The sequence below is a fragment of the Mesorhizobium sp. 10J20-29 genome, from assembly GCF_054130485.1.
The window spans coordinates 950,902-977,258 of the sequence record NZ_CP199156.1 but is presented as its reverse complement, the minus strand read 5'-3'; the positions used below and the strand labels follow the sequence as shown (position 1 = coordinate 977,258).

The following is a 26,357-nucleotide window of genomic DNA, read 5'->3' as shown; positions in this document are numbered from 1 at the left end:
GCATGGCATTCGGATTCATCAAGAAGATCTTCTCCTTCGGCAAGAAGGAAGTCGTCGAAGAGCCGGTTTCCGAAGAGACGCTGCCGCCGGCCGCCGAGCAGGCCGCGCCGGAGACGGCAAGTCCGGCCCCGGAACAGGCTGTTCCCGAATTCCTGAAGCGTGAAGAACTCAAGCCGGAAGACGAGGCCGGCTCGCCCGAACCGGCCGCGCCAGCGGAACCGGCCCCCGAGCAAAGGCCCGAATCCGCTCCGATCGAGCTTGTGCCCGAGCCGGTTCCGGTCGAGCCCATTCCAGAGCCAGAGCCAGAGCCAGAGCCAGAGCCAGAGCCAGAGCCAGAGCCAGAGCCAGAACCAGAACCAGAGCCAATCGAGGAACCGGTTGCGACGACGACGCCCGCGCCGGTAACGACGCCGGCGCCTGTCCCGACGACAACACCCGCTCCGGCACCGACGCCGGCACCCACCACGACTCCGGCCCCGGTTCCCACGACGACACCTGCGCCGGTAACGACGCCAGCGCCTGCCCCAACGACAACGCCTGCGCCGGTAACGACGCCAGCGCCTGTCCCGACGACGACACCCGCTCCGGAACCGGCGCCGACTCCAGCTCCGACCACGACGCCGGCTCCGGTTGCGACGACGACGCCCGCGCCGGTAGCGGCGCCAGAGCCTGCCCAAACGACAACGCCGGCTCCCGTACCGACCACCACCGCGCCCCCCGAAACCACAACGGGGCCCGCGCCGGAGCCTGCACCGGTCGCCGGCAAGGTCACGGTCACCAAGAAGGTCGAGGCGAAGGCCGAGACTGTCGAGCCCGAGCCGGAGGCAACGAGGACCACCTGGTTCCAGCGCCTTCGCCAGGGCCTCGCGCGCTCGTCGAAGGAGCTGTCCGGCAACATCGCCGGCGTCTTCACCAAGCGAAAGCTCGACGAGGATACGCTGCAGGATCTCGAAGACGTGCTGATCCGCGCCGACCTCGGCATGGAGACGGCGATCCGCGTCACCGACGCGCTGTCGGCCAGCCGCTACGGCAAGGATGTTTCCGACGCCGACGTGCGCGCCATCATGGCGACCGAGATCGAGAAGGTGCTGACCCCGGTCGCGCTGCCGCTCGAGCTCGACCTGTCGCACAAGCCGCATGTCATCCTGGTGGTCGGCGTCAACGGCACCGGCAAGACCACGACGATCGGCAAGCTGGCGGCCAAGCTGTCGGATGGCGGCCTGTCGGTGATGCTGGCGGCCGGCGACACGTTCCGCGCCGCGGCGATCGAACAGCTGAAGATCTGGGGCGAGCGGACCAATTCGCCGGTGGTGGCCTCAAAGCTCGGCGCGGACGCGGCGGGGCTTGCATGGGATGCCTTCGAGAAAGCCAAGGAAGCCGGCTCGGACGTGCTCATCATCGATACCGCCGGACGGTTGCAGAACCGCGCGGAACTGATGGACGAGCTGTCGAAGATCGTCCGCGTGCTCGGCAAGCACGATCCGGAAGCGCCGCACACCGTGCTGCAGACGGTCGACGCCACGACCGGGCAGAACGCGCTCAACCAGGTCGAGATCTTCCGCAATGTCGCCGGCGTCAACGGGCTGGTGATGACCAAGCTCGACGGCACGGCGCGCGGCGGCATTTTGGTCGCAATCGCGGCCAAGCATAAACTGCCGGTCTATTTCATCGGCGTCGGCGAGCAGGTCGACGATCTGGAACCCTTTTCGGCGAGCGATTTCGCCAAGGCGATCGCGGGAACGTCCTAGCCGTTCTCATTGCGCCGAAACGCCACTTGACTGGAAAGACATCATGAACCCGCCCATCCTCGAACGCGACCCATCCGACCCGAAGCGCAAGGAAATCAACCCGCTGCTCAAGCTGGCGCTGGAACTCGGGCCGCTGATGGTCTTCTTCTTCGGCAATGCGCGCGGCGCGTGGTTGACCGAGAAGTTCCCGGCGCTGGCCGAGATGGGTGGACCGATCTTCGTTGCCACCGGCCTGTTCATGGTCGCCGTGGCGACCGCTCTTATTGTCTCGTGGCTGCTCACCCGTACCTTGCCGATCATGCCGCTGGTCTCGGGCGTCGTCGTCTTCGTGTTCGGCGGGCTGACGCTCTATCTGCAGGACGACATCTTCATCAAGATGAAGCCGACCATCATCAACACGCTGTTCGGTGGCGTGCTGCTTGGCGGTCTGTGGTTCGGCAAGTCGCTGCTCGGTTACGTCTTCGATTCGGCCTTCAGCCTCGACGCCGAGGGCTGGCGCAAGCTGACGCTGCGCTGGGGCCTGTTCTTCCTGTTCCTGGCGGTGGTCAACGAGGTCGTCTGGCGCTCCTTCTCGACCGATACATGGGTCGCCTTCAAGGTCTGGGGCATCATGCCGATCACGCTTGTCTTCACCTTCAGCCAGATGCCGCTGATCATGCGCCATTCGCTGGACGAGAAGCCGGAAGACCAGGGCTAGGGGAGGGAAACCATGGAATTCATCGCATCGCACGAGGCACTCAGGGCCGTCTACAAGACGCCGGAGCCGACCGCGGCCTCGATCCGCAAGGAGCTGCCGGCGCTCGACGGCCATTGCCGCTCCTTCATCGGCAGGAGCCCCTTCGTGCTGATCGGCTCGTCCGACGGCGCCGGCAATGCCGACGTGACGCCAAAGGGCGACCGGCCGGGCTTCGCCTCGGTGCTCGACGACACGACGATCGCCATCCCCGACCGACCCGGCAACAACCGGCTCGACACGCTGGAAAACATCGTCGTCAACCCGGCGGTCGGCCTGCTGTTTCTCATCCCCGGCATGAACGAGACGCTGCGGGTCAACGGCGAAGCGAGGATCACCACCGACCAGGTGCTGCGCGAGCAGCTCGCCGTCGACGGCAAGCTGCCGCTCAGCGTCGTGGTGGTAACCGTCAGGTCGGCCTACATGCACTGCGCCAAGGCCTTCATGCGCTCAAGGCTCTGGCAGCCGGAAAGCTGGCCCGACCGGCAGGCCATGCCGACGCTTGGCGCCATCCTGCACGACCAGCTGGCGCTCGCCGAATCGGCGGACGACACCGACCGTTGGCTGGCCGAGGCCTACAAGCAGACGATGTGGTAGCGACGGGGCTGGCCCAACAGGCTTTTCCGCATTTGCCGCAATGCTGCCCCTAACCCGGTTGCGACACTTCGGCCGCGCGCCTACATCGGTGCGTGCCAAGTCGCCGACAAGGAATGCAAGATGACCGAGACGCAAGATATCGACCTTGAGAGCCACCCGCTCACGCACTGGAGCGGCCCGCTTGGCCTGCCTGACTTCACCCGCATCGATGACGGCGACTTCGGGCCGGTGTTCGACGCCGCGCTCAAGGCGCACCTGACGGAAATCGAGGCCATCGCCAACAATCCGGCGCCGGCAACGATGGAAAACACCATCGAGGCGCTGGAGCTCTGCGGCGAGCCGCTGCACCGCGTCTCGGCGATCTTCTGGGGCCGCGCCGGCGCCAACACCAACGAGCAGATCCAGGCGATGGAGCGCGAGATCTCGCCCAAGATGTCGCGCCATTTCTCGGCGATCTCGATGAACGAGGCGCTGTTTGCCCGCATCGACGACCTCTACAGCCGCCGCGCCGAACTCGACCTCGATGCCGAGACGCTGCGGCTCATCGAGAAGTCGTGGAAGGGTTTCGTCAAGTCGGGCGCCAGGCTGGATGCCGCCGGCAAGGCCAGGCTGTCGTCGATCAACGAGGAACTGTCCTCGCTCGGCACGCAGTTCGGCCAGAACATGCTGGCCGACGAAAAGGACTGGGCGCTGTTTCTCGAGGAGAGCGATCTCGCCGGCCTGCCCGATTTCCTGAAGGACGCCATGGCAGAGGCCGCCGAATCGCGCGGCCGGTCCGGCAGCTACGCGGTGACGCTGTCGCGCTCCATCTACGAACCCTTCACGACCTTCTCGGAACGGCGCGACCTGCGCGAGAAGGCGTTCCGCGCCTTCATCGGCCGCGGCGAGGGCGGCGGCGCGCATGACAACGGCCCGGTTGTGACCAGGATGCTGTCGCTGCGCTCCGAAAAGGCGAAGCTGCTCGGCTACGCCAGCTATGCGGCGCTGAAGCTCGACGACACGATGGCGAAGTCGCCCGAGGCCGTGTTCGGCCTGCTCGAACCGGTCTGGGAAAAGGCGCGCGACAAGGCCGCCCTCGACGAGGCCGACCTGCAGCGCCTGGCGGCCGCGGCCGGCAGCAACGAGAAGATCGCCGGCTGGGACTGGCGCTTCTACCAGGAGCGGCTGCGCGCGGAGAAATTCGCCTTCGACGAGGCGGAGCTGAAACCCTACCTGCAGCTCGAGCGCATCATCGAGGCCTGCTTCGACGTCGCGACGCGGCTGTTCGGCGTCACCTTCGTCGAGCGCGAGGGCATTCCCGCCTGGCACCCGGACGTGCGCACCTTCGAGGTGCGCAACGCCAACGGCTCGATGCGCGGCGTCTTCCTCGCCGACTATTTCGCCCGCCCGTCGAAGCGCTCCGGCGCCTGGATGAGCGGTCTGCAGTCGGGCTACAGGCTCGGCCGCGGCTCGCGCCCGATCATCTACAACGTGATGAACTTCGCCAAGCCGCCCAAGGGCCAGCCGGCGCTGCTGTCGCTCGACGAGGCGCGCACGCTGTTCCACGAATTCGGCCACGCGCTGCACGGCATGCTGACCGACGTCTACTGGCCCTCGCAGGCCGGCACCTCGGTGTCGCGCGACTTCGTCGAACTGCCCTCGCAGCTCTACGAGCACTGGCTGACGGTGCCGCAGGTGCTGGAGAAGCACGCGCTGCACTACAAGACCGGCGCGCCGATGCCCAAGGCCCTGCTCGACAAGATGCTGGCCGCCAGCACCTTCGACGCCGGATTCCGGACGGTCGAGTTCACCGCCTCGGCGCTGGTCGACATGGCCTATCATGCGCAGGCCGATGCGCCGGCCGACCCGATCGCCTTCGAGGCCGAGACGCTGGCCAGGCTCGCCATGCCGGACGCCATCGCCATGCGCCACCGCACGCCGCATTTCGGGCACGTCTTCTCGGGCGACGGCTATTCGGCCGGCTACTATTCCTACCTGTGGTCGGAAGTGCTCGACGCCGACGCCTTCTCGGCCTTCGAGGAGGCCGGCGACCCGTTCGACGTCGAACTGGCGACGAAGCTGCGCAACCACATCTACGCGGCCGGCGGCTCGGCCGACCCGGAAGAGCTCTACACCGCCTTCCGCGGCAAGATGCCGACGCCCGACGCCATGATGGCCAAGCGCGGCCTGGTGTGACGGGCAGGCGGGGCGCGGACCGGTGACCGCCATTTCCGCCCAGGACCTGCGCTGATGGCGCGGCGCAGCTCGTTCGGGTTCCTCGGCCGCTTCGGCCGTTCGGAGGATCTGCGCCACCTCGATTTCGCGCTGCGCGCCGCCGACCTCCACCCGTCCGTGGTGCCCGAAGGCGTCAAGCTGGCACTGGTCAACCTGTTGAAGGATCATTTCGGCGACGAGCCGCCGGAGGGCGCCTATGCGCCGGCCGCCGCGCTGCTCGCCTATTGCGCGCTCGGCGGCGAGGCCTTCGGTCGGGCCAACGGCCCCGAAGCGCTCGACCACGCGGCCGGGCGCGTAGACCAGGCGCTGGAGCGATCCGAAAGCCTCGACGCGGGCATCGTGCTGCTCGCCTTCCACGCCCGGCTCATCCAGCCCGCCGTGGTTGAACGCCACGATATCGACGTCGACACCGACTGACTGGCGTCCCTGTCGTCCAGGCGTCACGCAACGGTCAGCAAAGTTTCACCGAACTGCAATCGTCCTGCAACATCCAGGGACGATGGCTTCTCCGGCAGAGTCCAGCCATCCCAGGAGAGAGCCATGAACAGACTGCCCCTGACACGTCGCGCCTTCGTCACCTCCGCCAGCGCCGCCGGCCTCGTCGCCGCATCCGGCCTCGCCATGCCCTTCTATTCGCGCGCCAGCCAGCGCCCCTCCTTCACGCACGGCGTCCAGTCGGGCGACGTCGACGCCACCAGCGGCATGGTCTGGGCGCGCACCGACCGGCCGGCCCGCGTGATGTTCGAAGTCTCCTCGACCGAGGATTTCGCCAACGCGGCGCGGCTCGCCACGCTCGACACCTCGCCGGCCAGCGATTTCACGGTGAAGCGCCTGCTTACCGACCTCGCGTCGGATCAGGACATTTTCTACCGCATGACGGCCGCCGACCTAGCCGACATCAACACGCTTTCCGAACCGATCGTCGGCCGTTTCCGCACCGCACCCGCCTCCCGGCGCAACATCCGCTTCGCCTGGTCGGGCGACACGGCCGGCCAGGGCTGGGGCATCGACGACGAAGGCATGAAGACCTACGCCACGATGGCCGGGCACACGCCCGACTTCTTCCTGCATTCGGGCGACACCATCTATGCCGACGGCGCGATGGTGGACGAGGTCGACCTGCCGGACGGCAGCAAGTGGAAGAACAGCGTGCTGATCGACGAGAAGCGCAAGGTTGCCGAGACGCTCGACGAGTATCGCGGCCAGTGGAAGTACAATCTGATGGACCGCCACGTGCAGGCGCTCAACGCCGTCTGCCCGACCTTCTTCCAGTGGGACGACCACGAGGTGGTCAACAACTGGTCGTCGTCGAAGGACCTGTCGGCCGACGAGCGCTATTCTGAAAAGTCGATCCACGTGCTGTCGTCGCGTGCGGCGCGCGCCTTCCATGAGATGACCCCGATCAGCTACGAGCCGGCCGAACCCGGCCGCGTCTATCGCAAGATCGCCTACGGGCCGCTGCTCGACGTGTTCTTCCTCGACATGCGTTCCTATCGCGGCGCCAACAGCGAGAACGTCCAGGAGGAGAAGAGCGACGCGACGAACTTCCTCGGCGCCCAGCAGATCGCCTGGCTGAAGCGCGAGCTCGCAAACTCGAAGGCGACCTGGAAGGTGATCGCCGCGGACATGCCGATCGGGCTGATCGTGCGTGACGGCGACACCAGGTTCGAGGCGATCGCCAATGCCGACAACGGTCCGGCCAAGGGCCGCGAGTTCGAGATCGCCGACCTGCTCCGCTACATCAAGAACGCCGGCATCGACAACACGGTCTGGCTGACCGCCGACGTCCACTACACAGCGGCACATTACTACGACCCGGCCAAGGCGCAGTTCCAGGACTTCAACCCGTTCTGGGAGTTCGTCTCCGGCCCGCTGCATGCCGGCACCTTCGGCCCCAACGAACTCGACATGACGTTCGGACCGGAGCTGAAATTCGTAAAGGGCCCGAGCGCCGAGCAGGGACAGAACCTGCCGCCCTCGGCCGGCCTGCAGTTCTTCGGTCTCGTCGACATCGACGGGCAGACCGAGCAGCTGACGGTCCGGCTGATGGATCGCGGCGACAGCGAACTCTACAAGGTGACGCTCGACCCGGTGCGCTCGGCCTGAGACCACCTGAAGACAACAAGGCCCGGTCCGCATTGGGCGGATCGGGCGCTTCGCCTGATCGTGTGAGGATGCCTAGCGGTTCGGGTAGCAGCCCAGCGGAACGTCGGGCCACACAGCGGCTGCGCAATCGGCCTGGACCTGTTTTTCCCGGAAGGAGGCCGATACCGGCCCGGTCACCATCGGGTCGACGCCGAATTCGGCATCGAGAAACGCCTGCTCGGCGGCTGTCTGGGCCAGGATAACCGGCTTTTCGACATAGCGGGTGGCGGTCGAATGAGCGGCCCCGGCGGCCAGCAGCACCGCCACCGCGGCAGTCGCAGCAGTGGTGCGCAAGGTTCTGGTCAGGGTCATGGTCATTTCCGACAACTTCCTGCGGGACGAATGGTTCCGCGCTGGTTAGCGAATCCTTGCCGCACGGGGATTAATTTTCCGTAACCGGCGGGCGCTGCCATCGCCTTCCCGGGCGAGCTTCCGAAGCGAGTGAGGACCCGGGACCCATTGGCCGCCGCCTCCCGGGGCGCGGCCCGGCCTTGTCCCGGCACCCGCCGGCTCCGGCTTCCCCCTTTCATCCAGCCCGCAGCGATCGACGCTCCCTGGAAAGCGCGACAGTTTTTTCGCCGGATTTATCCACGCCCTTCCCGCCTCCCTTACCATTGTCGGCAGTTCCTCCCGCGGGAACGCCGGTCATGACGGTGATTTGCGGGGAGGAGCCGGCGCTTCGGGGATGCGGCTAACGTGGCCGCCGAGCCGGAGGGTTGACCCGGAGTCCCCGAGATTCTCCGCGCAGATGCGACGGAGACCAGGCGCCCGTATGTCGTTGGCGCCGCGACGTAGAAACCACCGGTGCATGCCGGAAGGTCCGTTTTCCGTGGGGGATGGGAAGGCCAAAGAACGCCGGACGGGGCGCGGATGCCGCGCCACATATTTATTCTAGGAAGGCACGGCCCCGCGCCCCGTCTTCCCGACTGCCTTCGACTTGTTCGAAGGATCAATGGCCAGACCGGAAACGGGGCGTGGCAACGGCTGCGCCTTTGCGCCCCCTTTCGCAACTGCGAAAAAACCTGTAAGAGCCGCGCAACTGAAGAAAGCGGCGCCGAGACTGGCGCCCGCAACACCCCCGAGACCACATCATGAACCTCCGCAATATCGCGATCATCGCGCACGTCGACCATGGAAAAACCACGCTGGTCGACCAACTCCTCAAGCAGGCCGGCTCGTTTCGCGAGAACCAGCGCGTCGCCGAACGCGCCATGGATTCCAACGATCTCGAAAAGGAACGCGGCATCACCATCCTGGCCAAGGCGACCTCGGTCGACTGGAAGGATTACCGCATCAACATCGTCGACACGCCTGGCCACGCCGATTTCGGCGGCGAGGTGGAGCGCATCCTGTCGATGGTCGATTCGGCCATCGTGCTGGTCGACGCCGCCGAGGGCCCTATGCCGCAGACCAAGTTCGTCGTCGGCAAGGCGCTGAAGGTAGGCCTCAAGCCGATCGTCGTCATCAACAAGATCGACCGCCCGGACGCGCGCCATGTCGAGGTCGTCAACGAGGTGTTCGACCTCTTCGCAGCGCTCGACGCCACCGACGAGCAGCTCGACTTCCCGATCCTCTACGGTTCCGGCCGCGACGGCTGGGTTTCGGAAAATCCGGAAGGCCCAAAGGACCAGGAACTGGCGCCGCTGTTCGACCTGATCGTCAAGCATGTGCCGGCGCCGACCGTCCATCCCGGCCCGTTCCGCATGATCGGCACGCTGCTGGAAGCCAATCCGTTCCTTGGCCGCATCATCACCGGCCGCATCGAATCCGGCTCGCTGAAGTCCAACCAGCCGGTCAAGGTGCTGGCCAATGACGGCTCGCTGGTCGAGACCGGCCGCATCTCCAAGATCCTCGCCTTCCGCGGACTCGAGCGCCAGCCGATCGACGAGGCCCAGGCGGGCGACATCGTCGCCATCGCCGGCCTGTCGAAGGGCACCGTCGCCGACACGTTCTGCGACCCGGCCGTCACCGAGCCGCTGCATGCGCAGCCGATCGATCCGCCGACGGTCACCATGTCCTTCATCGTCAACGATTCGCCGCTCGCCGGCACCGAGGGCGACAAGGTCACCAGCCGCGTCATCCGCGACCGCCTGATGCGCGAGGCCGAAGGCAATGTGGCGCTGAAGATCGAGGAATCGACCGAGAAGGATTCGTTCTTCGTCTCCGGCCGCGGCGAGTTGCAGCTGGCCGTGCTGATCGAGACGATGCGCCGCGAGGGCTTCGAGCTTGCCGTGTCGCGTCCGCGCGTCGTCATGCAGAAGGGCGAGAACGGCGAGTTGCTCGAGCCGATCGAGGAAGTGGTCATCGACGTCGACGAGGAGCATGCCGGCGTCGTCGTGCAGAAGATGTCGGAGCGCAAGGCCGAGATGGTCGAACTGCGCCCGTCCGGCGGCAACCGCCAGCGCATCGTCTTCCATGCGCCGACGCGCGGCCTCATCGGCTACCAGTCGGAACTCCTCACCGACACGCGCGGCACGGCGGTGATGAACCGCCTGTTCCACGCCTACGAGCCTTACAAGGGCGACATCGCGCAGCGCTCCAACGGCGTGCTGATCTCCAACGATTCCGGCGAGTCGGTGGCCTTTGCCATGTGGAACCTCGAGGATCGCGGACCGATGGTCATCGATGCCGGCGTCAAGGTCTACCAGGGCATGATCATCGGCATCCACAGCCGAGACAACGACCTCGAGGTCAACGTGCTGAAGGGCAAGAAGCTGACCAACGTGCGCGCCGCCGGCAAGGACGAGGCCGTCAAGCTGACGCCGCCGATCCGCATGACGCTGGAACGCGCGCTCGCCTGGATCCAGGACGACGAGCTGGTCGAGGTGACGCCGAAGACCATCCGTCTCAGAAAGCTCTATCTCGACCCCAACGAGCGCAAGCGCTTCGAGAAGTCGGCCAAGACGGCGGGCGCTGCCTGACGCGGGACGCCATTGGCCCGGCCGTTCAGGCCGGGCGCGCGATTCGCAAACTAAGATCGCGCTACTCTAGGTTGCCGTTCGAAATTATTCTTTGCACATTCACGGTCCGGAGGCCGAGGCCTTCCGGCTCCGGCTGCTCCCGACACCGGCTCACTCCTGCCTTTCCCACAGGATTGAACCGATGCGCGCCCGATCCGGCTCGGTTGCCGCCCATGGCGACGAGTTCCGGGGAGCAATAATCGGCAATAGTACGATCAAGTATAAACGAAATTTGCCCGAGATAAACATATTCTTGAAGTCGTTGGATATTTCTCAGAAAATCCTTGCGGGCTTTTGAAATCAAATATTTCCGATCCACGACTTTTTCGTCAATTGTATATTGGCAGCTCTCAGTTTTTTCTTATATGTCAACCCAAAAGTGCGGTTGACTCCACTTACCCGAATGGCTTCCGTTGCGTCATATTTTTTGGCGCGAGAGGGGACTGGCATGATGGGTTGGACGCGGAAAACGGGCATGCTTCTGGCGGCGGGACTGGTTGCTCCCCTGCTTCTGAGTTCTCCGGCACAAACTGGCTGGCAGGTACAACCTCCGGTCGCCCAGTCAACCTCGCTGGACACTCTCCTGATCCGCAAGATCGCGTTCCAGGAAGCCAATGGCCGCGATGTCACGGCGGCATGGTACGGCCAGAAGCGGTTCCAGAAGAGCGGCGACGAATGGCTCGAGATCAACGAGAGCGGTGCGACGACCGCGCGGTTCAAGGAGCAGAGCCGGGACGACTGGTCGGTCTACCTGTTCGACGCATCACGCAATGTCTACATCCAGCTTGATCTCTACACGCAGAAGGTGATGTACAAGCCGGGCGACGGTGAATACCAGCCTCTCTACAATCTGACACGGGTCTCGGCCGACGCGCCGGCTGCGGCGCCCGCGCCGGCGGCGCCCAGCAAGCCAGCCTCTACGGTTGCGAGCGTTGCAGAAGCGACGGCGGTCGCCACCGCCATATTGCCAGTCAACAACGTCGTGCAGTGCGTCAAGGCCAAGTTCGGCATCGGCTATGTAGCGCGCGTCAACTGGTACCAGCCGCAGAACATGCTGCTGGACGAAGTGACCAGCGCCATGACCCTGCGTCCCGGCGCGAAGGCTGACAAGACTGAGAAGATTGCTGTCACCGAAAAGAGCTGCATCACCAGCAAGAAGCGCATGGTCGCGACTGTCAGTGCGGTCGGTGGGGAGTCGGCCAACACTTTCATCTCGATCGCCGCGGGTACCATTGTCGCAGCCGGCACCGGCATAGCCGGCGCCTTCGTCTGCGTCGGCACGGTCGGAGTGGGCTGTCCGGCAGCGGTGGCAGGCGTCTCGGCTGTGGCCGGGGGAACAGTATCGGCAGTCGGTGCGGCGTTGCCGGATGCAGGTGGGATGTTCTACATCGGCGCGCCCGGCAGCCTGGAGGTCAGCGGCACAGTCTGGAAACCGAGCAGCACCGAAGTGCAGGCATGGGGTGCCGGCAAGGCGATCAATGCGAGCTGCTCGTCCGATTCGGAATGCGCCAACAACACTTGCGCCCGGGACTCGGCCCGCGACGGCAACCGCTCGATTTGCTGTCCTTCGGGCAAGGAGGGCATGTATGCCGCGCATGAATATTGCTACCAGCTTCCGCGCGACAAGGTGTGTTGGTCAGACGCCATGTGCAGCAGCGGCAACTGCAAAGGCAACATGAACGGCCTGCAGCGGGGCAAGTGCAGCTGATCCAGGCTCGCATTGCTCCCGTCGGTTTATCGCGAAGCAATGGTATCCGCAACATCACGATGCGCCGTGCCCCAAGGCACGGCGCAGTCCGCATTCTGGAGCTGAAGATGCACCGCTTCGTCAGACTGGCCATTGTGGCACTTGGGTTGTCCGCGCCTGCGTATGCCGGCTTCTCGCCATCGGCAGCATTGGCTGCCGACAAGGTCGTCGATTATGCGTGCGGCGGTGGCGCGCCAATGCAGGTGCGTTATCACATCGACGACTACGCGGCGTCTGTTTCACATGACGGCCTGCCCGAGATCAGGCTCAAGCAGGTGGTTTCGGGATCCGGGATCCGATACTCCAACGGCTATTTCACGCTGTCGTCCAAGGCCGACCTTGCCGCGCTTGAATGGGATGAGACACGCATTTCGTGCGCTTCGGTTTCCGTGCCGGACATGGAATGGCACCACGCGGCAGGGGACGACACCAACCCGCCATCGATCGGTGTCAGCGTACCGGAGACCGACAATGCGATGGTCGATGGCCGCTGCCGCGCCGGACAGCCGGACTTGACCTTCGGCGCGGCTGTGGGCGGCAAGATCGAGGGTGCGCCGCTCGACATCGAATTCTTTGCCGAAGACTTCAGGCGCAGCTACAGCGGCGTTGTCTCGGGAACACGACAGGAACAAGGTGTGGGGGGCGTTGCGATCGATCTGCCCGTGGAGGATCCGCTGTGGGCCACTCTCAAGAGACGGCAGTCGATCGCCTACCGGTCCGGTGGGCACAGCGTGACGCTGCCGCTGAAGGGCAGCGCGAGCGCGATCGGCGGATTCCTCCGGGATTGCGAGGCTCTGGCCGAAAGGGCAAAGACCAACGGCAGTCCAGCACCGCCCGAACGGGAAGTGGAGAGCTTCGACCCGCTTTGGACGACCTGCGAGATGCTGGCTGTGCCACACACGGAGCTGCCGGAACGCCCGGTTTCGGTAAAATTCGTCAACGCCACGGACGCACACAGGGGCGTGCTCGTCATCGGTCCCAACGGACAGCCGGAGCAGCGGGCCGATCTCGACCCCGGGCAGAGCTTGTCGGCCGAAAGCTTCTTCAACCAGCTGTGGATGTTTACCGACGGACCCGGAAACTGCCTTGAAATGTACAGGGCACTGCCCGGTGTGGAGCTTTTCAAGATTACCGCACGAAATGGCTACTTCGGACCGGAATGACGATTTGCGAGGTTCTGCGAGCGTGAAACTTCGCTGCCGGCGTTTCCGACAGATATCTGTCTCCAGGCACCGGGCTGTTCACCTGCCTCCAGGATCGGCTATCATCGCAGCGATGAAGCCGTTCTATGGAGCCAAGCCGTGGAACTCACCTCTCTCCTGATCTTCGCCGGCGCCCTGCTGGTCGCCGCAGGGTCGCCCGGCCCCTCGATCGCAGCGCTTGTCGCCCGCGTCATCTCGAAGGGCTTTCGCGACGTGTTTCCCTTCCTCGCCGCCATGTGGATCGGCGAGGCAATCTGGCTGTCGATGGCAGTATTCGGGCTGGCCTTCGTGGCGCAGAGCTTTCACCTCGCCTTCGTCGTGATCAAATGGGCGGGCGTCGCCTACCTGGCCTATCTCGCCTGGAAAATGTGGTTCGCGCCGGTCGATGTCCGCGACGGCGTGATGCCGCGCGAGGATTCGCCGGCGCGGCTGTTCATGACCGGCATGGCGGTGACGCTCGGCAATCCCAAGATCATGATGTTCTACCTGGCGCTGCTGCCGACGATCATCGACCTCGGCAAGGTGTCGCTGGTCGGCTGGGCCGAGCTGACGCTGACCATGGCCGCCGTGCTGATCGCCATCGACCTGACCTGGGTGCTGGCCGCCAGCCAGGCGCGCCGGCTGCTGAAGAGCAGCCGCGCCATGAAGATCGCCAACCGCATCAGTGCCAGCACCATGGCCGGCGCCGCCGCTGCCATTGCAGCGCGCTGAGCCCATCGAATGGACGTCATCCTGGTTTCATCCTGAGGCTGCAGTTTCGGTGCGCGACGCCAGATGGCCGGTCGCCAAATGACGGCCATCTGCTACGATGGCGGCAAAGCATCGCCCTAGGGAGGGGTTTCCAGGAATGGCCACGCGCGCAAAATCCGCAGCGACAAAGAAGAAGCCGGGAGCTTCCCCGGCACGCGGCGACGGGTTTGCCGAATACCTCCTGATGCGGGCGCCGGCCGAGGATGCCGCCGCCTACGACGCTGACGTGCTGGACAAGGCGGCAGCACTCGCCCGCAAGGCGGTCATGCGCCACCGCAGGGGCGAAAGCGTCGTCGCCGTCGACAGCGATCCGGCGATCGTCCGCAACGGCCGCCCCATGACGGTCATCACCGTCGTCAACGACAACATGCCGTTCCTCTTCGATTCCGTGCTGGCCGAGATTGCCGAGACGGCCGGAGACCCCGTGCTGGTCACCCATCCCGTGATCGGGGTCAGGCACGACAGGAAGGGCGTCAGCGAAATCCTGTCCGACAGTACGCGCGATACCGATGCCGACAGGCTGAGCGTCATCCACGTGCATGTGGCGCAGCTCAGCAGCGGCGAGGCCAAGTCGCTTTCCGAGGGGCTGGACACGGTCCTGCGGCAGGTACGCGCGGCGGTCAAGGACTGGAAGCCGATGCTGGCCCGGCTCGACCAGTCGATCTCGGAATTCCGCTACGCGCCGATACCGCTCGACAAGGCGGCCGTCAGCGAGGCGATCGCCTTCCTCGAATGGCTGCGCGACGACAATTTCACCTTTCTCGGCATGCGCGAGTTCCGCTACTCCGGCGGCGAGAAGAGTGGCACGCTGACACGCGCCAAGGATCCGGGGCTGGGCATCCTCGCCGACCCGGACGTCAGGGTGCTGCGGCGGGATGCGGACGGCGTCTCGACGACGCCAGAAGTGCGCGCCTTCCTGCATGGCCCCGATCCGCTGATCGTGACCAAGGCGAACGCCAAGTCGGTGATCCACCGCCGCATCTATCTCGACTACATCGGGCTCAAGACCTACGACAAGCGCGGCGCGCTGTCGGGTGAGCTGCGCATCGTCGGCCTCTTCACCTCTACCGCCTACACGCGCTCGGTGATGAAGATCCCCTATCTGCGTTCGAAGGCGGAGACCGTCATCCAGAAGTCCGGCTTCGACCCGGCCGACCATTCCGGCAAGGCGCTGATCAACGTGCTGGAAAGCTATCCGCGCGACGAACTCTTCCAGATCGCCATTCCGACCCTGCGCAAGCACGCCGAAGCCATATTGGGGCTGGTGGAACGGCCGCGCGTCAGGGTGCTCTACCGCGTCGACCAGTTCGACCGCTTCGTCTCGGTCATCACCTTCGTGCCGCGCGACCGCTACGACAGCATCGTGCGCGAGAAGATCGGCGCCTATCTAAAGACGGCCTTCGACGGGCGCCTGTCGGCCTATTACCCGGCCTTCCCGGAAGGCAGCCTGGCGCGCGTCCATTTCATCATCGGGCGGTCCGGCGGCAAGACGCCGAAGATCGACCAGGCGACGCTGGAAGACGCCGTGCTGGAAATCATCCGCACGTGGGAGGACGCGCTGCGCGAAGCCGCCGTGACGTCCGGCGCGGACACGGCGCTGCTCGGCATCGCGGCGCGGTTCCCCGAGGCCTATCGCGGCTCGTTCACGGCCGACGAGGCGCTGGTCGATGCCGGGCGGATCGCCGCCATAACGGCCGACAACCCGATCGCCATCGACTACTACCGCAGCCACGGCCAGACGCCGGAGCAGGCATCGCTGAAGATCTACCATTTCGGCAGCCCGGTCGCGCTGTCGCGGCGCGTGCCGATCCTCGAGAACATCGGCTTCCGGGTGATCAGCGAGCGGACCTTCGAGGTCAGCGACGAGGACGCCGAGACCGTCTTCGTGCACGACATGGAACTCGAAAACGCCTATGCGGCCCCGATCGAACTCGACGGCGGCGGCAAGCTGTTCGAGGAAGTATTCCTCTCGGTCTGGCACGGCGACGCCGACAATGACGGCTACAACAGCCTTGCCCAGACAGCCGGGCTCGGCGCATCCGCCATCGGCATCCTGCGCGCCTATGGCCGCTACCTGCAGCAGGCCGGCATCCCGCAGAGCCAGGAGTTCATCGCCGCGGTGCTGAACCGCTACCCCGACATTGCGCGCGGACTGCACGCCATGTTCGTGGCGCGGCTCGACCCGGCCTCGGCCAGGGAGGGCGAGGTCACCGCCAAGCACCTCAAGGCCAAGATAAAGGACGCGCTGGAAGACGTTCCCAACATCGACGACGACACCATCATCCGCCGCTACGTCAACCTGATCGAGGCATCGCTGCGGACCAACCATTTCGTGCCCGGCATCCGCGAGCGGGGCCAATCGCTGGCAATCAAGCTCGACTCGCGCATGGTCGACGGCCTGCCGGAACCCCGCCCGTGGCGCGAGATCTTCGTCTACGGACCGGAGGTCGAGGGCGTGCACCTGCGCTTCGGACCGGTGGCGCGAGGCGGCCTGCGTTGGTCCGACCGGGCGCAGGATTACCGCACCGAGGTGCTGGGGCTGGTCAAGGCGCAGCAGGTCAAGAACGCCGTCATCGTGCCGGTCGGCGCCAAGGGCGGCTTCTACCCGAAGTTCCCGACAGCCGGGCTGAGCCGCGACCTTGTGTTCGAGGCCGGCAAGCGGGCCTATGTGAATTTCGTCTCCAGCCTGCTGTCGATCACCGACGATATCGACGGCGACAAGGTGGTGCCGCCAAAGGGCATCGTGCGCCGCGACGGCGACGACCCCTATTTCGTCGTCGCCGCCGACAAGGGCACGGCGACCTTCTCCGACACGGCCAACGCGATCAGCCAGGCACACGGTTTCTGGCTGGACGACGCCTTCGCATCGGGTGGCTCTGCCGGCTACGACCACAAGAAGATGGGCATCACCGCCAAGGGCGCCTGGGAGGCCGTGAAGCGCCATTTCCGCGAGATGAACCGCGACATCCAGACGATGCCCTTCACCGTCGTCGGCGTCGGCGACATGTCGGGCGACGTGTTCGGCAACGGCATGCTGCTGTCGCCCATGACGCACCTGATCGCGGCGTTCGACCACCGCGACATCTTCATAGACCCGAACCCGGACGCCGCGGCTACCTTCGCCGAGCGGGAGCGGCTGTTCGCCCTGCCGCGCTCGAGCTGGCAGGACTACGACAAGTCCAAACTGTCGGCCGGCGGCATCATCGCGTCACGCAGCCAGAAGTCGATCACGCTGCCGGCCGCGGCCGCCGCGGCGATCGGGCTCGACAAGACGACCGCTTCGCCGACCGAGATCATGACCGCGATCCTGAAGGCGCATGTCGACCTGTTGTGGTTCGGCGGCATCGGCACCTATGTGCGTGGCTCGGGCGAGAGCAACCAGGACGTCGGCGACCGCGCCAACGACGCGATCCGGGTGACCGCCGCGGAGGTCGGCGCCAAGGTGATCGGCGAGGGCGCCAATCTGGGTGTCACGCAGCGCGCGCGTATCGAGTTCGGCCTGCGCGGCGGCGCCTGCAATTCCGACGCGATCGACAATTCGGGCGGCGTCAACTGCTCGGACGTCGAGGTCAACATCAAGATCGCGCTGGCCTCGGCAATGCGCGGCGGCAAGCTGACGCGCCCGGCGCGCGACAAGCTGCTCGCCGAGATGACGCCCGCCGTTTCCGATCTCGTGCTCGCCAACAATTACGAGCAGACGCTGGCGCTTTCGGTCCTGCGCAAGAACGGGCTGAGCGACTTCCCGCACCAGGTGCGCTTCATCAGCACACTGGAGGCGCGGGGGCTGCTCGATCGCGCGGTCGAGACGCTGCCTTCGGCGGCAGCGCTCGAGGAGCGCGAGGTGCGCGGCGAGCCGCTGACGCGAGCGGAGCTCGGTGTGCTGCTGGCCTATGCCAAGATCGTGCTCTTCACCGAGATCGTCGCCAGCGACGTGCCCGACGACGCGCATTTCGAACGCGACCTGCTGAGCTATTTCCCCGGCCGCATGCAGAAGAAGTTCGCCGACGAAATCCGCGGGCACCGGCTGCGCCGCGAGATCATCGCGACCGTCATCGCCAACGACCTGATCGACCGCGGCGGGCCGTCCTTCGTGACGCGGCTTCAGGACGCCACCGGCCAGGGCGCCCGCGAGGTGGTGCGCGCCTTCACCGTGGTGCGCGACGGTTTCGGCCTGCCGGCGCTCTACCGCGAGATCGACGCCCTCGACAACCAGATAGACGGCCAGGTGCAGCTCGACCTCTATGCGACGGTCGGGCGGATGGCGCAGGCGGCAACCGCCTGGGACCTCAAGAACGGCAGTGCGACCGCGTCGCTCGGCGAGCAGATTGCCGAACTGCAGGCTGCGCGCGCGACGCTGGAGCCCAAGCTGCGGTCGATGCTGCCGGATTTCACCCTGGAGCGCATCGAGGAGCGCAGGCATGCGCTGTTCAAGGGCGGCGCGCCCGACAAGCTCGCCGAAAGGCTGGCGCTCATCGATGCCTCGGCGCTGATTCCCGACATCGCGCTGGTCGCCAAGACTGCGAAAGCCGACCTGGTCGAGGCCGCCAAGGCGTTCTTCGCCGTCAGCGACGCATTCCGGATCGGCCGCATCGAGAGCGCGGCGCGCTCGATCACGCCGACCGACTATTATGACGGGCTGGCGCTGACGCGCGCCGGCGACACGATCGCGGCAGCACGCCGCGGCATGGCGGTTGCCGCGCTGTCGGGCCGGGGGAAGTCCGACAATCCCGTGGGCGACTGGCTCGAGGCCGGCGGCCAGCGCATCGGCAAGGTGCGAGAGCGGCTGCAGGCGCTGACCGAGGGCAGCGAACTGTCGGTGTCTCGCCTGTCGGTCGCGGCCGGGCTGATGGCCGACCTGAGTGACCATGGATGACCGCGGCACTCAAGTCTGACACCACGCAGGAGACGGGCAGGCTGGCGCCGCGACGCGGCGTCTGGGGCTGGATGCTGTTCGACTGGGCGGCGCAGCCCTTCTTCACGGTGGTCACCACCTTCATCTTCGGCCCCTATGTGGTCTCGCGCATGGCGAGCGACCCGGCGATGGGCCAGGCCGCCTGGGGCTACGGCATCGCGGCGGCGGGCTTCGCCATCGCCATCCTGTCGCCGGTGCTGGGCTCGATCGCCGACCAGACGGGACCGCGCAAGCCATGGATCGGCAGCTTCGCGGCGATCAAGATCGCCAGCCTCTGCGCGCTGTGGTTCGCGGCGCCCGGGTCGAACCTCTTCCTCGTCGTGCTGTGCTTCTCGCTCGCCTCGGTGGCGGCCGAATTCTCGACCGTGTTCAACGATTCCATGATGCCGCGGCTGGTCTCCAAGGCCGAGATCGGCAAAATCTCCAACATTGCGTGGGGTCTCGGCTATCTCGGCGGCATGATCGTGCTGATCTTCGTCGTCGCCTGCCTGGCGGCCTCGCCAGAGACCGGCCTTACGATCATCGGCATGGAGCCGCTCTTCGGGCTCGACCCGAGGCTCGGCGAGGATGCGCGCGCCACCGGGCCGCTGTCGGCGGCGTGGTATTTCGTCTTCATCCTGCCGATGTTCTTCTTCACGCCCGATGCCGGCAAGGGCATGGCGATCGGCCCCGCCGTACGCGAGGGGCTGACGGAGCTGAAGGCGACGCTGAAGGAAGTGCGCCAGCGCGGCGGCATATTGTGGTTCCTGATCGCCCGCATGATCTACCAGGACGGCGTCAACGCGTTGCTGGCGCTCGGCGGCGTCTTCGCGGCGGCGATGTTCGGCTGGTCGATCACCGAGATCGGGCTGTTCGGCATCATCCTCAACGTCATCGCGATCTTCGGCTGCCTGGTGGCCAGCCGTCTCGACACGAAGCTCGGCTCCAAGACGGTGGTGATGATCGCGCTGGTGTGCCTGACGGTGGCGACCGTCGGCATCGTCTCGACCGGGCCGGGCTACACGCTGTTCGGCATGCTGCCGCTGCCCGGCGCCGATACGGGCGGGCTGTTCGGGACGCCGGCGGAGAAGGCCTACATCCTCTTCGGCCTGCTGATCGGCATTGCCTTCGGCCCGGTGCAGGCGTCGTCGCGCTCCTACCTGGCGCGCAGCGTGTCGGCCGACGAGGCCGGCCGCTATTTCGGCATCTACGCGCTGGCAGGGCGGGCGACGAGCTTTACGGCGCCATTCCTGGTGGCGACGGTGACGGCAATCAGCGGATCGCCACGGCTCGGCATGGCGATGATCCTGCTGTTCCTGGTCGGCGGCATAGCCGTGCTGTGGCCGGTGCCCTATCCGGCGGACCGGCCGGAGGAACGTGCCGCCTGATCAGTGGCGGAAGTGGCGCGTGCCGGTGAAGACCATGGCGATGCCGTGTTCGTCGGCGGCGGCGATGACGTCGTCGTCGCGCATCGAGCCACCTGGCTGGATGACGGCGGTAGCGCCCGCCTCGATGGCCGAGATCAGGCCGTCGGCGAAGGGGAAGAAGGCGTCCGACGCGACCACCGAACCTTTGGTCATGGGCTCGGCAAGGCCCGCTGCCTCGGCAGCGTCGAGCGCCTTGCGGGCGGCGATGCGCGAGGAGTCCACGCGGCTCATCTGGCCGGCGCCGATGCCGACGGTGGCGGCGTCCTTCACATAGACGATGGCGTTCGACTTGACGTGCTTGGCGACGCGGAAGGCAAATTTCAGGTCGGCCATTTCCTTGTCCGTCGGCGCGCGCTTGGTGACCACCTTGAGTTCGAGGTCGTCGACGACTGCATTGTCGCGCCCCTGCACCAGGAGCCCGCCGGAGACCGACTTCACCGTCATGACGGGCGCGCGGGGGTCGGGTGTCGCACCGGCGAGCAGGAGGCGCAGGTTCTTCTTCGCCGTGACGATGGCCTTCGCCTCGTCGCTCGCGTCGGGCGCGATGATGACCTCGGTAAAGGTCTTGACGATCTCCTCGGCGGCCTCTGCGTCGAGCAGGCGGTTCAGCGCGACGATGCCGCCGAAAGCCGAGACCGGGTCGCAGGCGAGAGCCTTCGCGTAGGCGTCGAGAAGCGTGACGCCTTCGGCGACGCCGCAGGGATTGGCGTGCTTGATGATGGCGACGGCCGCGCTGCGCTTCGGGTCGAACTCGCCGACCAGTTCATAGGCGGCGTCGGTGTCGTTGATATTGTTGTAGGACAGCGCCTTGCCCTGCACCTGAACCGCAGTGGCCACGCCCGGGCGCTTGTCGCCGGTTGCGTAGAAGCCGGCCTGCTGGTGCGGGTTCTCGCCGTAGCGCATGACGCTCTCCAGCTTGCCGCCGAATGCGCGCCAGGTGGGGTGCTCGATCTCCAGCGCCTCGGCAAACCAGCCAGAGATGGCGGCATCGTAGGCGGCGGTGCGGGCAAATGCCTTTGCCGCGAGGTGGCGGCGGAAGTCGAAGGACAGGCTGCCGATGTTCAGTTCCAGCGCGTTGATCACGGAAGCGTAGTCTTCCGGGTCGGTGACGGTGGCGACGTAGGCATGGTTCTTGGCCGAGGCGCGCACCATGGCCGGGCCGCCGATGTCGATGTTCTCGACGATCGACGCGTAGTTCGCGCCGGAGTAGCGGACTTCCTCGAAGGGGTAGAGATTGACGACCAGGAGGTCGATCGGCTCGATGCCGTGCTCATGCATGGCGGCCGAGTGCTCGGGGTCGTCGCGGATGCCGAGCAGTGCGCCGTGAACGGAAGGGTGCAGCGTCTTGACGCGGCCGTCCATGATCTCGGGAAAGCCCGTCAGCTCGGACACGTCGCGGACCGCGATGCCGGCTTCAGCGATGGCCTTCGCCGTGCCACCGGTGGAGACCAGCTCGACGCCGGCCTTGACCAGCGAGGCGGCGAAATCGGTCAGGCCTGTCTTGTCGGAGACGGACAGAAGCGCGCGGCGCACCGGCACGAGATCGGGCGCGGGGATATTCTTGGAGGCAACCGCCATGGGGAGGGCCTTTCAGCTGGGAGAGTCGAGGCGGGCGTTAGCACAGCCCGGCCCGGAATCAAATCGGGAGAGGCGCTCTAGCGGTGGATCACTGCTTTCCGGCGATACTCTCGCGGTAAGTCCGCGTGAACTGCCAGTGCACTTCCTGGATTTCGGAGGCCTTGAAGGACAGCACGATCTGGCGGCTGCGGCGCGGTCCGCCGAGGCCAGCGAAATAGATCGACTCCTCGACATAGGGCGTGACCTCGGCACAGGACATGACCCAGCGGTCGGAATGCGGAGCGGTCAGCACCAGGCGGTCTTCCTCGTCGTGGAAGAGTTCGACGTCGGGGTGCATGTGGAAGCGCACGGCGACGAAATCGCGGCCATTGTTGCGTGCCGGGGCACCGCCGGCGCGCAGGAAGCGGTCCAGACCGGCCAGCACGCTGCCTTCCTCCGACAGCGACAGTTCGCGCTCGTGATAGAGGCCGAACTGCGCGACATAGCCGTCGTGGCTGGCTATGAAACCGTGCATGCCCGGCTGGTCGGTGCGCCGGCATGGTACGTTGCGCGGACCGCCGATGAGCGGCGGGCTGGCAAGATCGTTGACCCGGATGGAGTGGTTGAAGCGCGCCGACGAAGTATCGTTGAGGGTTGCGGTTGAATGCGCGGCCGTTGCGCGCGCCAGCGGGCGGAACTCGGAGGCGCCATAGGTGTCGACGCCGCAATTGACGACGAAGTGCTGGCGGCCGGACGACATCTCGAAAGACAGGCAGCCGGCGTGGGCGGCGTTGGACACGTCGATCGGCGGCGGCGCGCCGGTGTCGGCGATGACGGTCGTGTCGCCCAGCGCCAGGCGCTCATAGCCCGAGTGCGGGGCGTGAAGCAGGGGCGCGCCTTCGGTGTCGTCGTGGCGCAGGATGGCGGCGATGCGATCGTGGATCGTCGCACCCATGCCGTTGAAGCGGGCAAGGCTGCCGTCCTGGTGGCGGAAGAAGCGCAGGGCCGGCAGCATGCGGTCGACAGCGTGGATCAGGGCAGGCGGCGGCGTCTCGGCCTGGTTGGCGTAGGTGTAGCGCAGCGGCAGGAGATCGGCGAGCAACTCCATGACGTCGAGCGGATTGCGCGAGATGTGACCGCCGTCCGGCAGGATCTGGCGTTCGAGTTCTGCGGCGAGGTTGCGCGTGGCGTTGCGCAGCGCCGACGCCGGCGCGGGCAGCGACAGGGCCGAGAAGGCAAGCGCGATGCGCGCGCGCAGGCGATCCTTGCCGTCGGGCATTTCCCGCGCGACGGAGCGCAAGTAGCGGATCTGCACGGCGAGCGACTTGAGGAAGGCGCGGTAGAAGGGAAACTCAGCACCCTGCAGCACGACCGAGGAATGCTGGAGCCAGGCGATTATGCGCTTGGCGGTGGTGGCCGGCTCCCAGGCGACGCCCGTGATGCTGCCGCCATGGATGGCGATCCAGTCCGACACCAGAGCGCGCGCATTGGCTGCCGCGAGGTCCGTACCGGCGGCGCGCATGTGGCGCAGCCAGCGGAAGCCGTGCAGCGTCTTTTGCCAGCCGCGATTGGGCACCTCTATGCGGAAGGGGGACTCGCCGCCGGTCTCGACGAGATGGCCCGAAAGCGGGAAGCGGCCGTAGTAGATTTCCAGTGCGATCTGCGAATCCGCCAGCCTCAAATCCGGCGGTGCGATCAGGACGCGTTCGGGCGTGCGGCCAGAATAGCGCCAGCGGTAGACCGGGCCAGAACGCAGCCTGCGACGGGTCTTTCGCCACATCTCGCGTGCGACGAGCGTCCAGAGACGCGTCGTGTTGCCCGTCGCCATTGCCAAAGAAAACTCTCCCGAAATCGCCGCGCTACCCGCGCTCCCCAAAGCGTTCGCGAATAGCTTAAATGATTCAGGACTTTATACGAGAGTGAATTTTGCGTGAAGTGTGCGAACAGGATTTTAGTCGATTGTTAACAATCGCGCCGCGAAGAACCCGTCCAGGCCGGAGATGGCAGGGCTACCGAGATCGAGATCCGCAGGCGTCGTCCGCAGCGTCCCGGCGTCGGTCAGGAAGGCGTCCAGTCCGGCAAACTCGCCAGGTCCGATAGGGTCGATCACGACGCCCTTCGCCGTGGCGAGGAAGGCGGAAAGGAGATTCTCGCCTTCGAGCGGATCCAGCGAGCAGTTGGAGAAGACGATGCGCCCGCCCGGCCGCACCAGCTTTACGGCCGCGGCAAGCATGTCCGCCTGCAATGCCGCGAGCTTGTCCACGTCGGCGGGGGATTTCGTCCATGGGACATCCGGATGCCGCCTGACCGTGCCGGTGGAGGAACAGGGCGCGTCGAGCAGCACGGCGTCGAAGAGCACGTCCGGCTCGAAGGTCTGCACATCGGCCTGGGCAAGCTTTGCCTCCAGCCCGAGGCGCTCGAGGTTGCGGCCAAGCCGTACCAGGCGGTTCTTGGAGACGTCGATCGCCGTCACCTCGGCGCCGGCGAGCACAAGCTGCGCCGTCTTGCCGCCGGGAGCGGCGCAAAGGTCGGCGACGCGCTTTCCGGCAATGTCGCCGAACAGCCGCGCCGGCAGGCTGGCGGCGGCGTCCTGCACCCACCATTCACCCTCCGCGAAGCCCGGCAGGTCGACGACGTTGCCGGCGAGCTGTTCGACGCGCACCGTGCCGGTCGGCAGGACGATGCCGCCGAGGCGCTCTGCCCACTGGGCAGGGTCGGACTTGACGGTGAAGTCGACAGGCGCCTCAACGCGATGCGCGGCCATGATGCGGCGGGCGCGTTCGTCGCCATAGGCCGCCACGAGGCGATCGGCGAACCACGCCGGCGCGTCGAGTGTCGCCTCGAGCATCGGGCCGAGTTCGGCGTCCTTGGCGCGCACGAGCGAGCGCAGCACGCCGTTGACGAGACCCGAAAAGCGCGCCGTGCGCGGGTCGGCCTTGGCGTGGGTGACGGCGAGATCGACCGCGGCGCTGTCTGGAATGTCGAGGAACAGGATCTGCGCGGCAGCGACATGCAGCACGTGGCCGAGCGCGGTCGCGTTGGGCGGCAGGGGCCTTTCGAGGCGGCGGGCGAGGAGATTGCCGATGGTGACCCGGAAGCGCAGCGCCGTGGTGAGGATGGCGCGCACGAGGCTGCGGTCGCGCATGTCGAGCGCGCGGTATTGCGGATGGCCGTTGTCGTTGTCGGTCAGGCCGTCGAGCGGGGTTGCCGCGTCGATGACGACGGCGAGCAGTTTGGCCGCCGCCTTGCGCGCCGCCAGTCCCGGGCTGGAACTGTCATCGGCGTAGCGGGGAGAGGCCTTTGCGACTCGCGATTTGTGGACGCCCGGCTCGCCGGCGCTCACGAGCGGCGGCCCCGCGGTCCGGTCGGGTTACGGCCCCAGGGATTGGGCTTCGGCGCCCCGGGCTCGGCCGGAGCGTCGGGCGCTTCGGAAGGTCCCCACGGGCCGCTCGGCGCGCGCGCGGCAGGACGCTCGGCGGCGCGGACACCTTCGGCGGCCATCGCCTGCAGGGCGGCGATGCGGTTCTCGGTGTTCGGGTGCGTGGAGAACAGATTGTCCATGCGTTCGCCTGACAGGGGGTTGATGATGAACATGTGCGCGGTGGCCGGATTGTGCTCCGCGTCGGGGTTGTGGATGCGTTGGGCGTTGCGCGCGATCTTGTCAAGCGCCGAGGCCAGCCAGAGCGGGTTGCCGCAGATTTCGGCGCCGCGCCTGTCGGCCGAGTATTCGCGCGTACGGCTGATCGCCATCTGCACCATGGCGGCGGCGAGCGGCGCGACGATCATCGCGACCAGGACGCCGACGATGCCGAAGCCGTTGTTGTTGTCGCGGTTGCCGCCGAAGAAGAAGGCGAAATTGCCGAGCATGGAGATCGCGCCGGCCAGCGTGGCGGTGATCGTCATGGTCAGCGTGTCGCGGTTCTGCACATGGGCAAGCTCGTGCGCCATGACCGCGGCGACCTCCTCGTGGGACAGACGCTCGAGCAGGCCGGTCGTGGCGGCGACGGCGGCGTTCTGGGGATTGCGGCCGGTGGCAAAGGCGTTGGGCTGCGGGTTCTGGATCAGATAGGTCTTCGGCATGGGGAGCCCGGCGCGGGCAGCCAGATCGCGCACGATGGCGTAGTATTCCGGGGCATTGCGCTCGTCGACCTCGACGGCGTGGTGCATTTTCAGCACCATCTTGTCGGCGTTCCAGTAGCTGAAGAAATTCATGCCCGCCGCGAGCACGAAGGCGATCATCATGCCGCTGCTGCCACCGATCAGGTAGCCGACCGCCATGAACAGCGCCGTCATGAAGGCGAGGAGCATTGCAGTGCGGATCAGGTTCACAGACACCTCCGTTGGCGCGTCCCGAAGTCATTGGCCGAAGCGGCGCGCCCACTATAT

The 26,357-nt window shown here is 66.3% G+C and carries 17 protein-coding genes; 12 read left to right on the top strand and 5 right to left on the bottom strand.

Features of this window, described 5'->3' with window-relative positions:
• Positions 1 to 2: 2 nt before the first annotated feature.
• The 6 genes from ftsY (at position 3) to ACT2BZ_RS04730 (ending at position 7,398) form a co-directional block, all read left to right on the top strand.
• Entirely contained in the window at positions 3 to 1,748 is a 1,746-nt protein-coding gene (ftsY, locus tag ACT2BZ_RS04755) for a signal recognition particle-docking protein FtsY (protein WP_457939689.1), read from the top strand.
• A gap of 43 nt (positions 1,749 to 1,791) precedes the next feature.
• Entirely contained in the window at positions 1,792 to 2,445 is a 654-nt protein-coding gene (locus ACT2BZ_RS04750; RefSeq protein WP_457939687.1) for a septation protein A, read from the top strand.
• A 12-nt stretch (positions 2,446 to 2,457) separates the two neighbouring features.
• Positions 2,458 to 3,078, top strand: coding sequence for a pyridoxamine 5'-phosphate oxidase family protein (locus tag ACT2BZ_RS04745; RefSeq protein ID WP_457939686.1), 621 nt, complete (start codon positions 2,458 to 2,460; stop codon positions 3,076 to 3,078).
• A 120-nt stretch (positions 3,079 to 3,198) separates the two neighbouring features.
• Positions 3,199 to 5,253, top strand: a complete 2,055-nt coding sequence (locus ACT2BZ_RS04740) for a M3 family metallopeptidase (RefSeq protein ID WP_457939684.1) — start codon at positions 3,199 to 3,201, stop codon at positions 5,251 to 5,253.
• A 54-nt stretch (positions 5,254 to 5,307) separates the two neighbouring features.
• Positions 5,308 to 5,709, top strand: coding sequence for a hypothetical protein (locus ACT2BZ_RS04735; protein WP_457939682.1), 402 nt, complete (start codon positions 5,308 to 5,310; stop codon positions 5,707 to 5,709).
• A 123-nt stretch (positions 5,710 to 5,832) separates the two neighbouring features.
• Positions 5,833 to 7,398 carry an alkaline phosphatase D family protein gene (locus ACT2BZ_RS04730; RefSeq protein WP_457939680.1) on the top strand — a complete coding sequence of 522 codons (1,566 nt, stop codon included), beginning with the start codon at positions 5,833 to 5,835 and terminating at the stop codon, positions 7,396 to 7,398.
• Between the two features lie 72 nt (positions 7,399 to 7,470).
• On the opposite strand, the gene ACT2BZ_RS04725 is transcribed toward ACT2BZ_RS04730, so the two are convergent.
• Positions 7,471 to 7,749: a hypothetical protein gene (locus tag ACT2BZ_RS04725; RefSeq protein ID WP_457939678.1), complete on the bottom strand. Its 279-nt coding sequence runs from the start codon at positions 7,747 to 7,749 to the stop codon at positions 7,471 to 7,473.
• A 779-nt stretch (positions 7,750 to 8,528) separates the two neighbouring features.
• Here ACT2BZ_RS04725 and typA point away from each other — a divergent pair.
• The 6 genes from typA to ACT2BZ_RS04695 all read left to right on the top strand — a co-directional run bounded on the left by typA (position 8,529) and on the right by ACT2BZ_RS04695 (position 20,375).
• Positions 8,529 to 10,358, top strand: a complete 1,830-nt coding sequence (typA, locus tag ACT2BZ_RS04720; RefSeq protein WP_457939677.1) for a translational GTPase TypA — start codon at positions 8,529 to 8,531, stop codon at positions 10,356 to 10,358.
• A 514-nt stretch (positions 10,359 to 10,872) separates the two neighbouring features.
• On the top strand, positions 10,873 to 12,105 hold the full coding sequence (locus tag ACT2BZ_RS04715) for a hypothetical protein (protein WP_457939675.1): 1,233 nt from the start codon (positions 10,873 to 10,875) through the stop codon (positions 12,103 to 12,105).
• The gene (locus tag ACT2BZ_RS04710) at positions 12,096 to 13,307 is read left to right on the top strand and encodes an MliC family protein (RefSeq protein WP_457939673.1); all 1,212 of its coding nucleotides are present in this window, start codon (positions 12,096 to 12,098) and stop codon (positions 13,305 to 13,307) included. Before ACT2BZ_RS04715 ends, ACT2BZ_RS04710 begins: the two co-directional genes overlap by 10 nt.
• A gap of 138 nt (positions 13,308 to 13,445) precedes the next feature.
• Positions 13,446 to 14,057 (top strand): LysE family translocator, encoded by a 612-nt coding sequence (locus tag ACT2BZ_RS04705; RefSeq protein ID WP_457939672.1) that lies wholly within the window; start codon positions 13,446 to 13,448, stop codon positions 14,055 to 14,057.
• A 136-nt stretch (positions 14,058 to 14,193) separates the two neighbouring features.
• Positions 14,194 to 18,969, top strand: a complete 4,776-nt coding sequence (locus ACT2BZ_RS04700; protein WP_457939670.1) for an NAD-glutamate dehydrogenase — start codon at positions 14,194 to 14,196, stop codon at positions 18,967 to 18,969.
• Complete coding sequence (locus tag ACT2BZ_RS04695) at positions 18,966 to 20,375, top strand: MFS transporter (protein WP_457939668.1); 1,410 nt, start codon at positions 18,966 to 18,968, stop codon at positions 20,373 to 20,375. Before ACT2BZ_RS04700 ends, ACT2BZ_RS04695 begins: the two co-directional genes overlap by 4 nt.
• Here the strand turns inward: ACT2BZ_RS04695 and purH are convergent, their stop codons facing one another.
• The 4 genes from purH to htpX form a co-directional block, all read right to left on the bottom strand.
• Positions 20,376 to 21,992: a bifunctional phosphoribosylaminoimidazolecarboxamide formyltransferase/IMP cyclohydrolase gene (purH, locus tag ACT2BZ_RS04690; RefSeq protein WP_457939667.1), complete on the bottom strand. Its 1,617-nt coding sequence runs from the start codon at positions 21,990 to 21,992 to the stop codon at positions 20,376 to 20,378.
• An 88-nt stretch (positions 21,993 to 22,080) separates the two neighbouring features.
• Positions 22,081 to 23,799, bottom strand: a complete 1,719-nt coding sequence (locus ACT2BZ_RS04685; RefSeq protein ID WP_457941223.1) for a heparinase II/III family protein — start codon at positions 23,797 to 23,799, stop codon at positions 22,081 to 22,083.
• A 123-nt stretch (positions 23,800 to 23,922) separates the two neighbouring features.
• Positions 23,923 to 25,314, bottom strand: coding sequence for an RsmB/NOP family class I SAM-dependent RNA methyltransferase (locus tag ACT2BZ_RS04680; RefSeq protein ID WP_457939666.1), 1,392 nt, complete (start codon positions 25,312 to 25,314; stop codon positions 23,923 to 23,925).
• A complete protein-coding gene (gene htpX, locus ACT2BZ_RS04675; RefSeq protein ID WP_457939664.1) occupies positions 25,311 to 26,300 on the bottom strand; it encodes a zinc metalloprotease HtpX in 990 nt (329 codons plus the stop codon). The genes ACT2BZ_RS04680 and htpX overlap by 4 nt, the downstream gene beginning before the upstream one ends.
• Between the last annotated feature and the right edge of the window lie 57 nt (positions 26,301 to 26,357).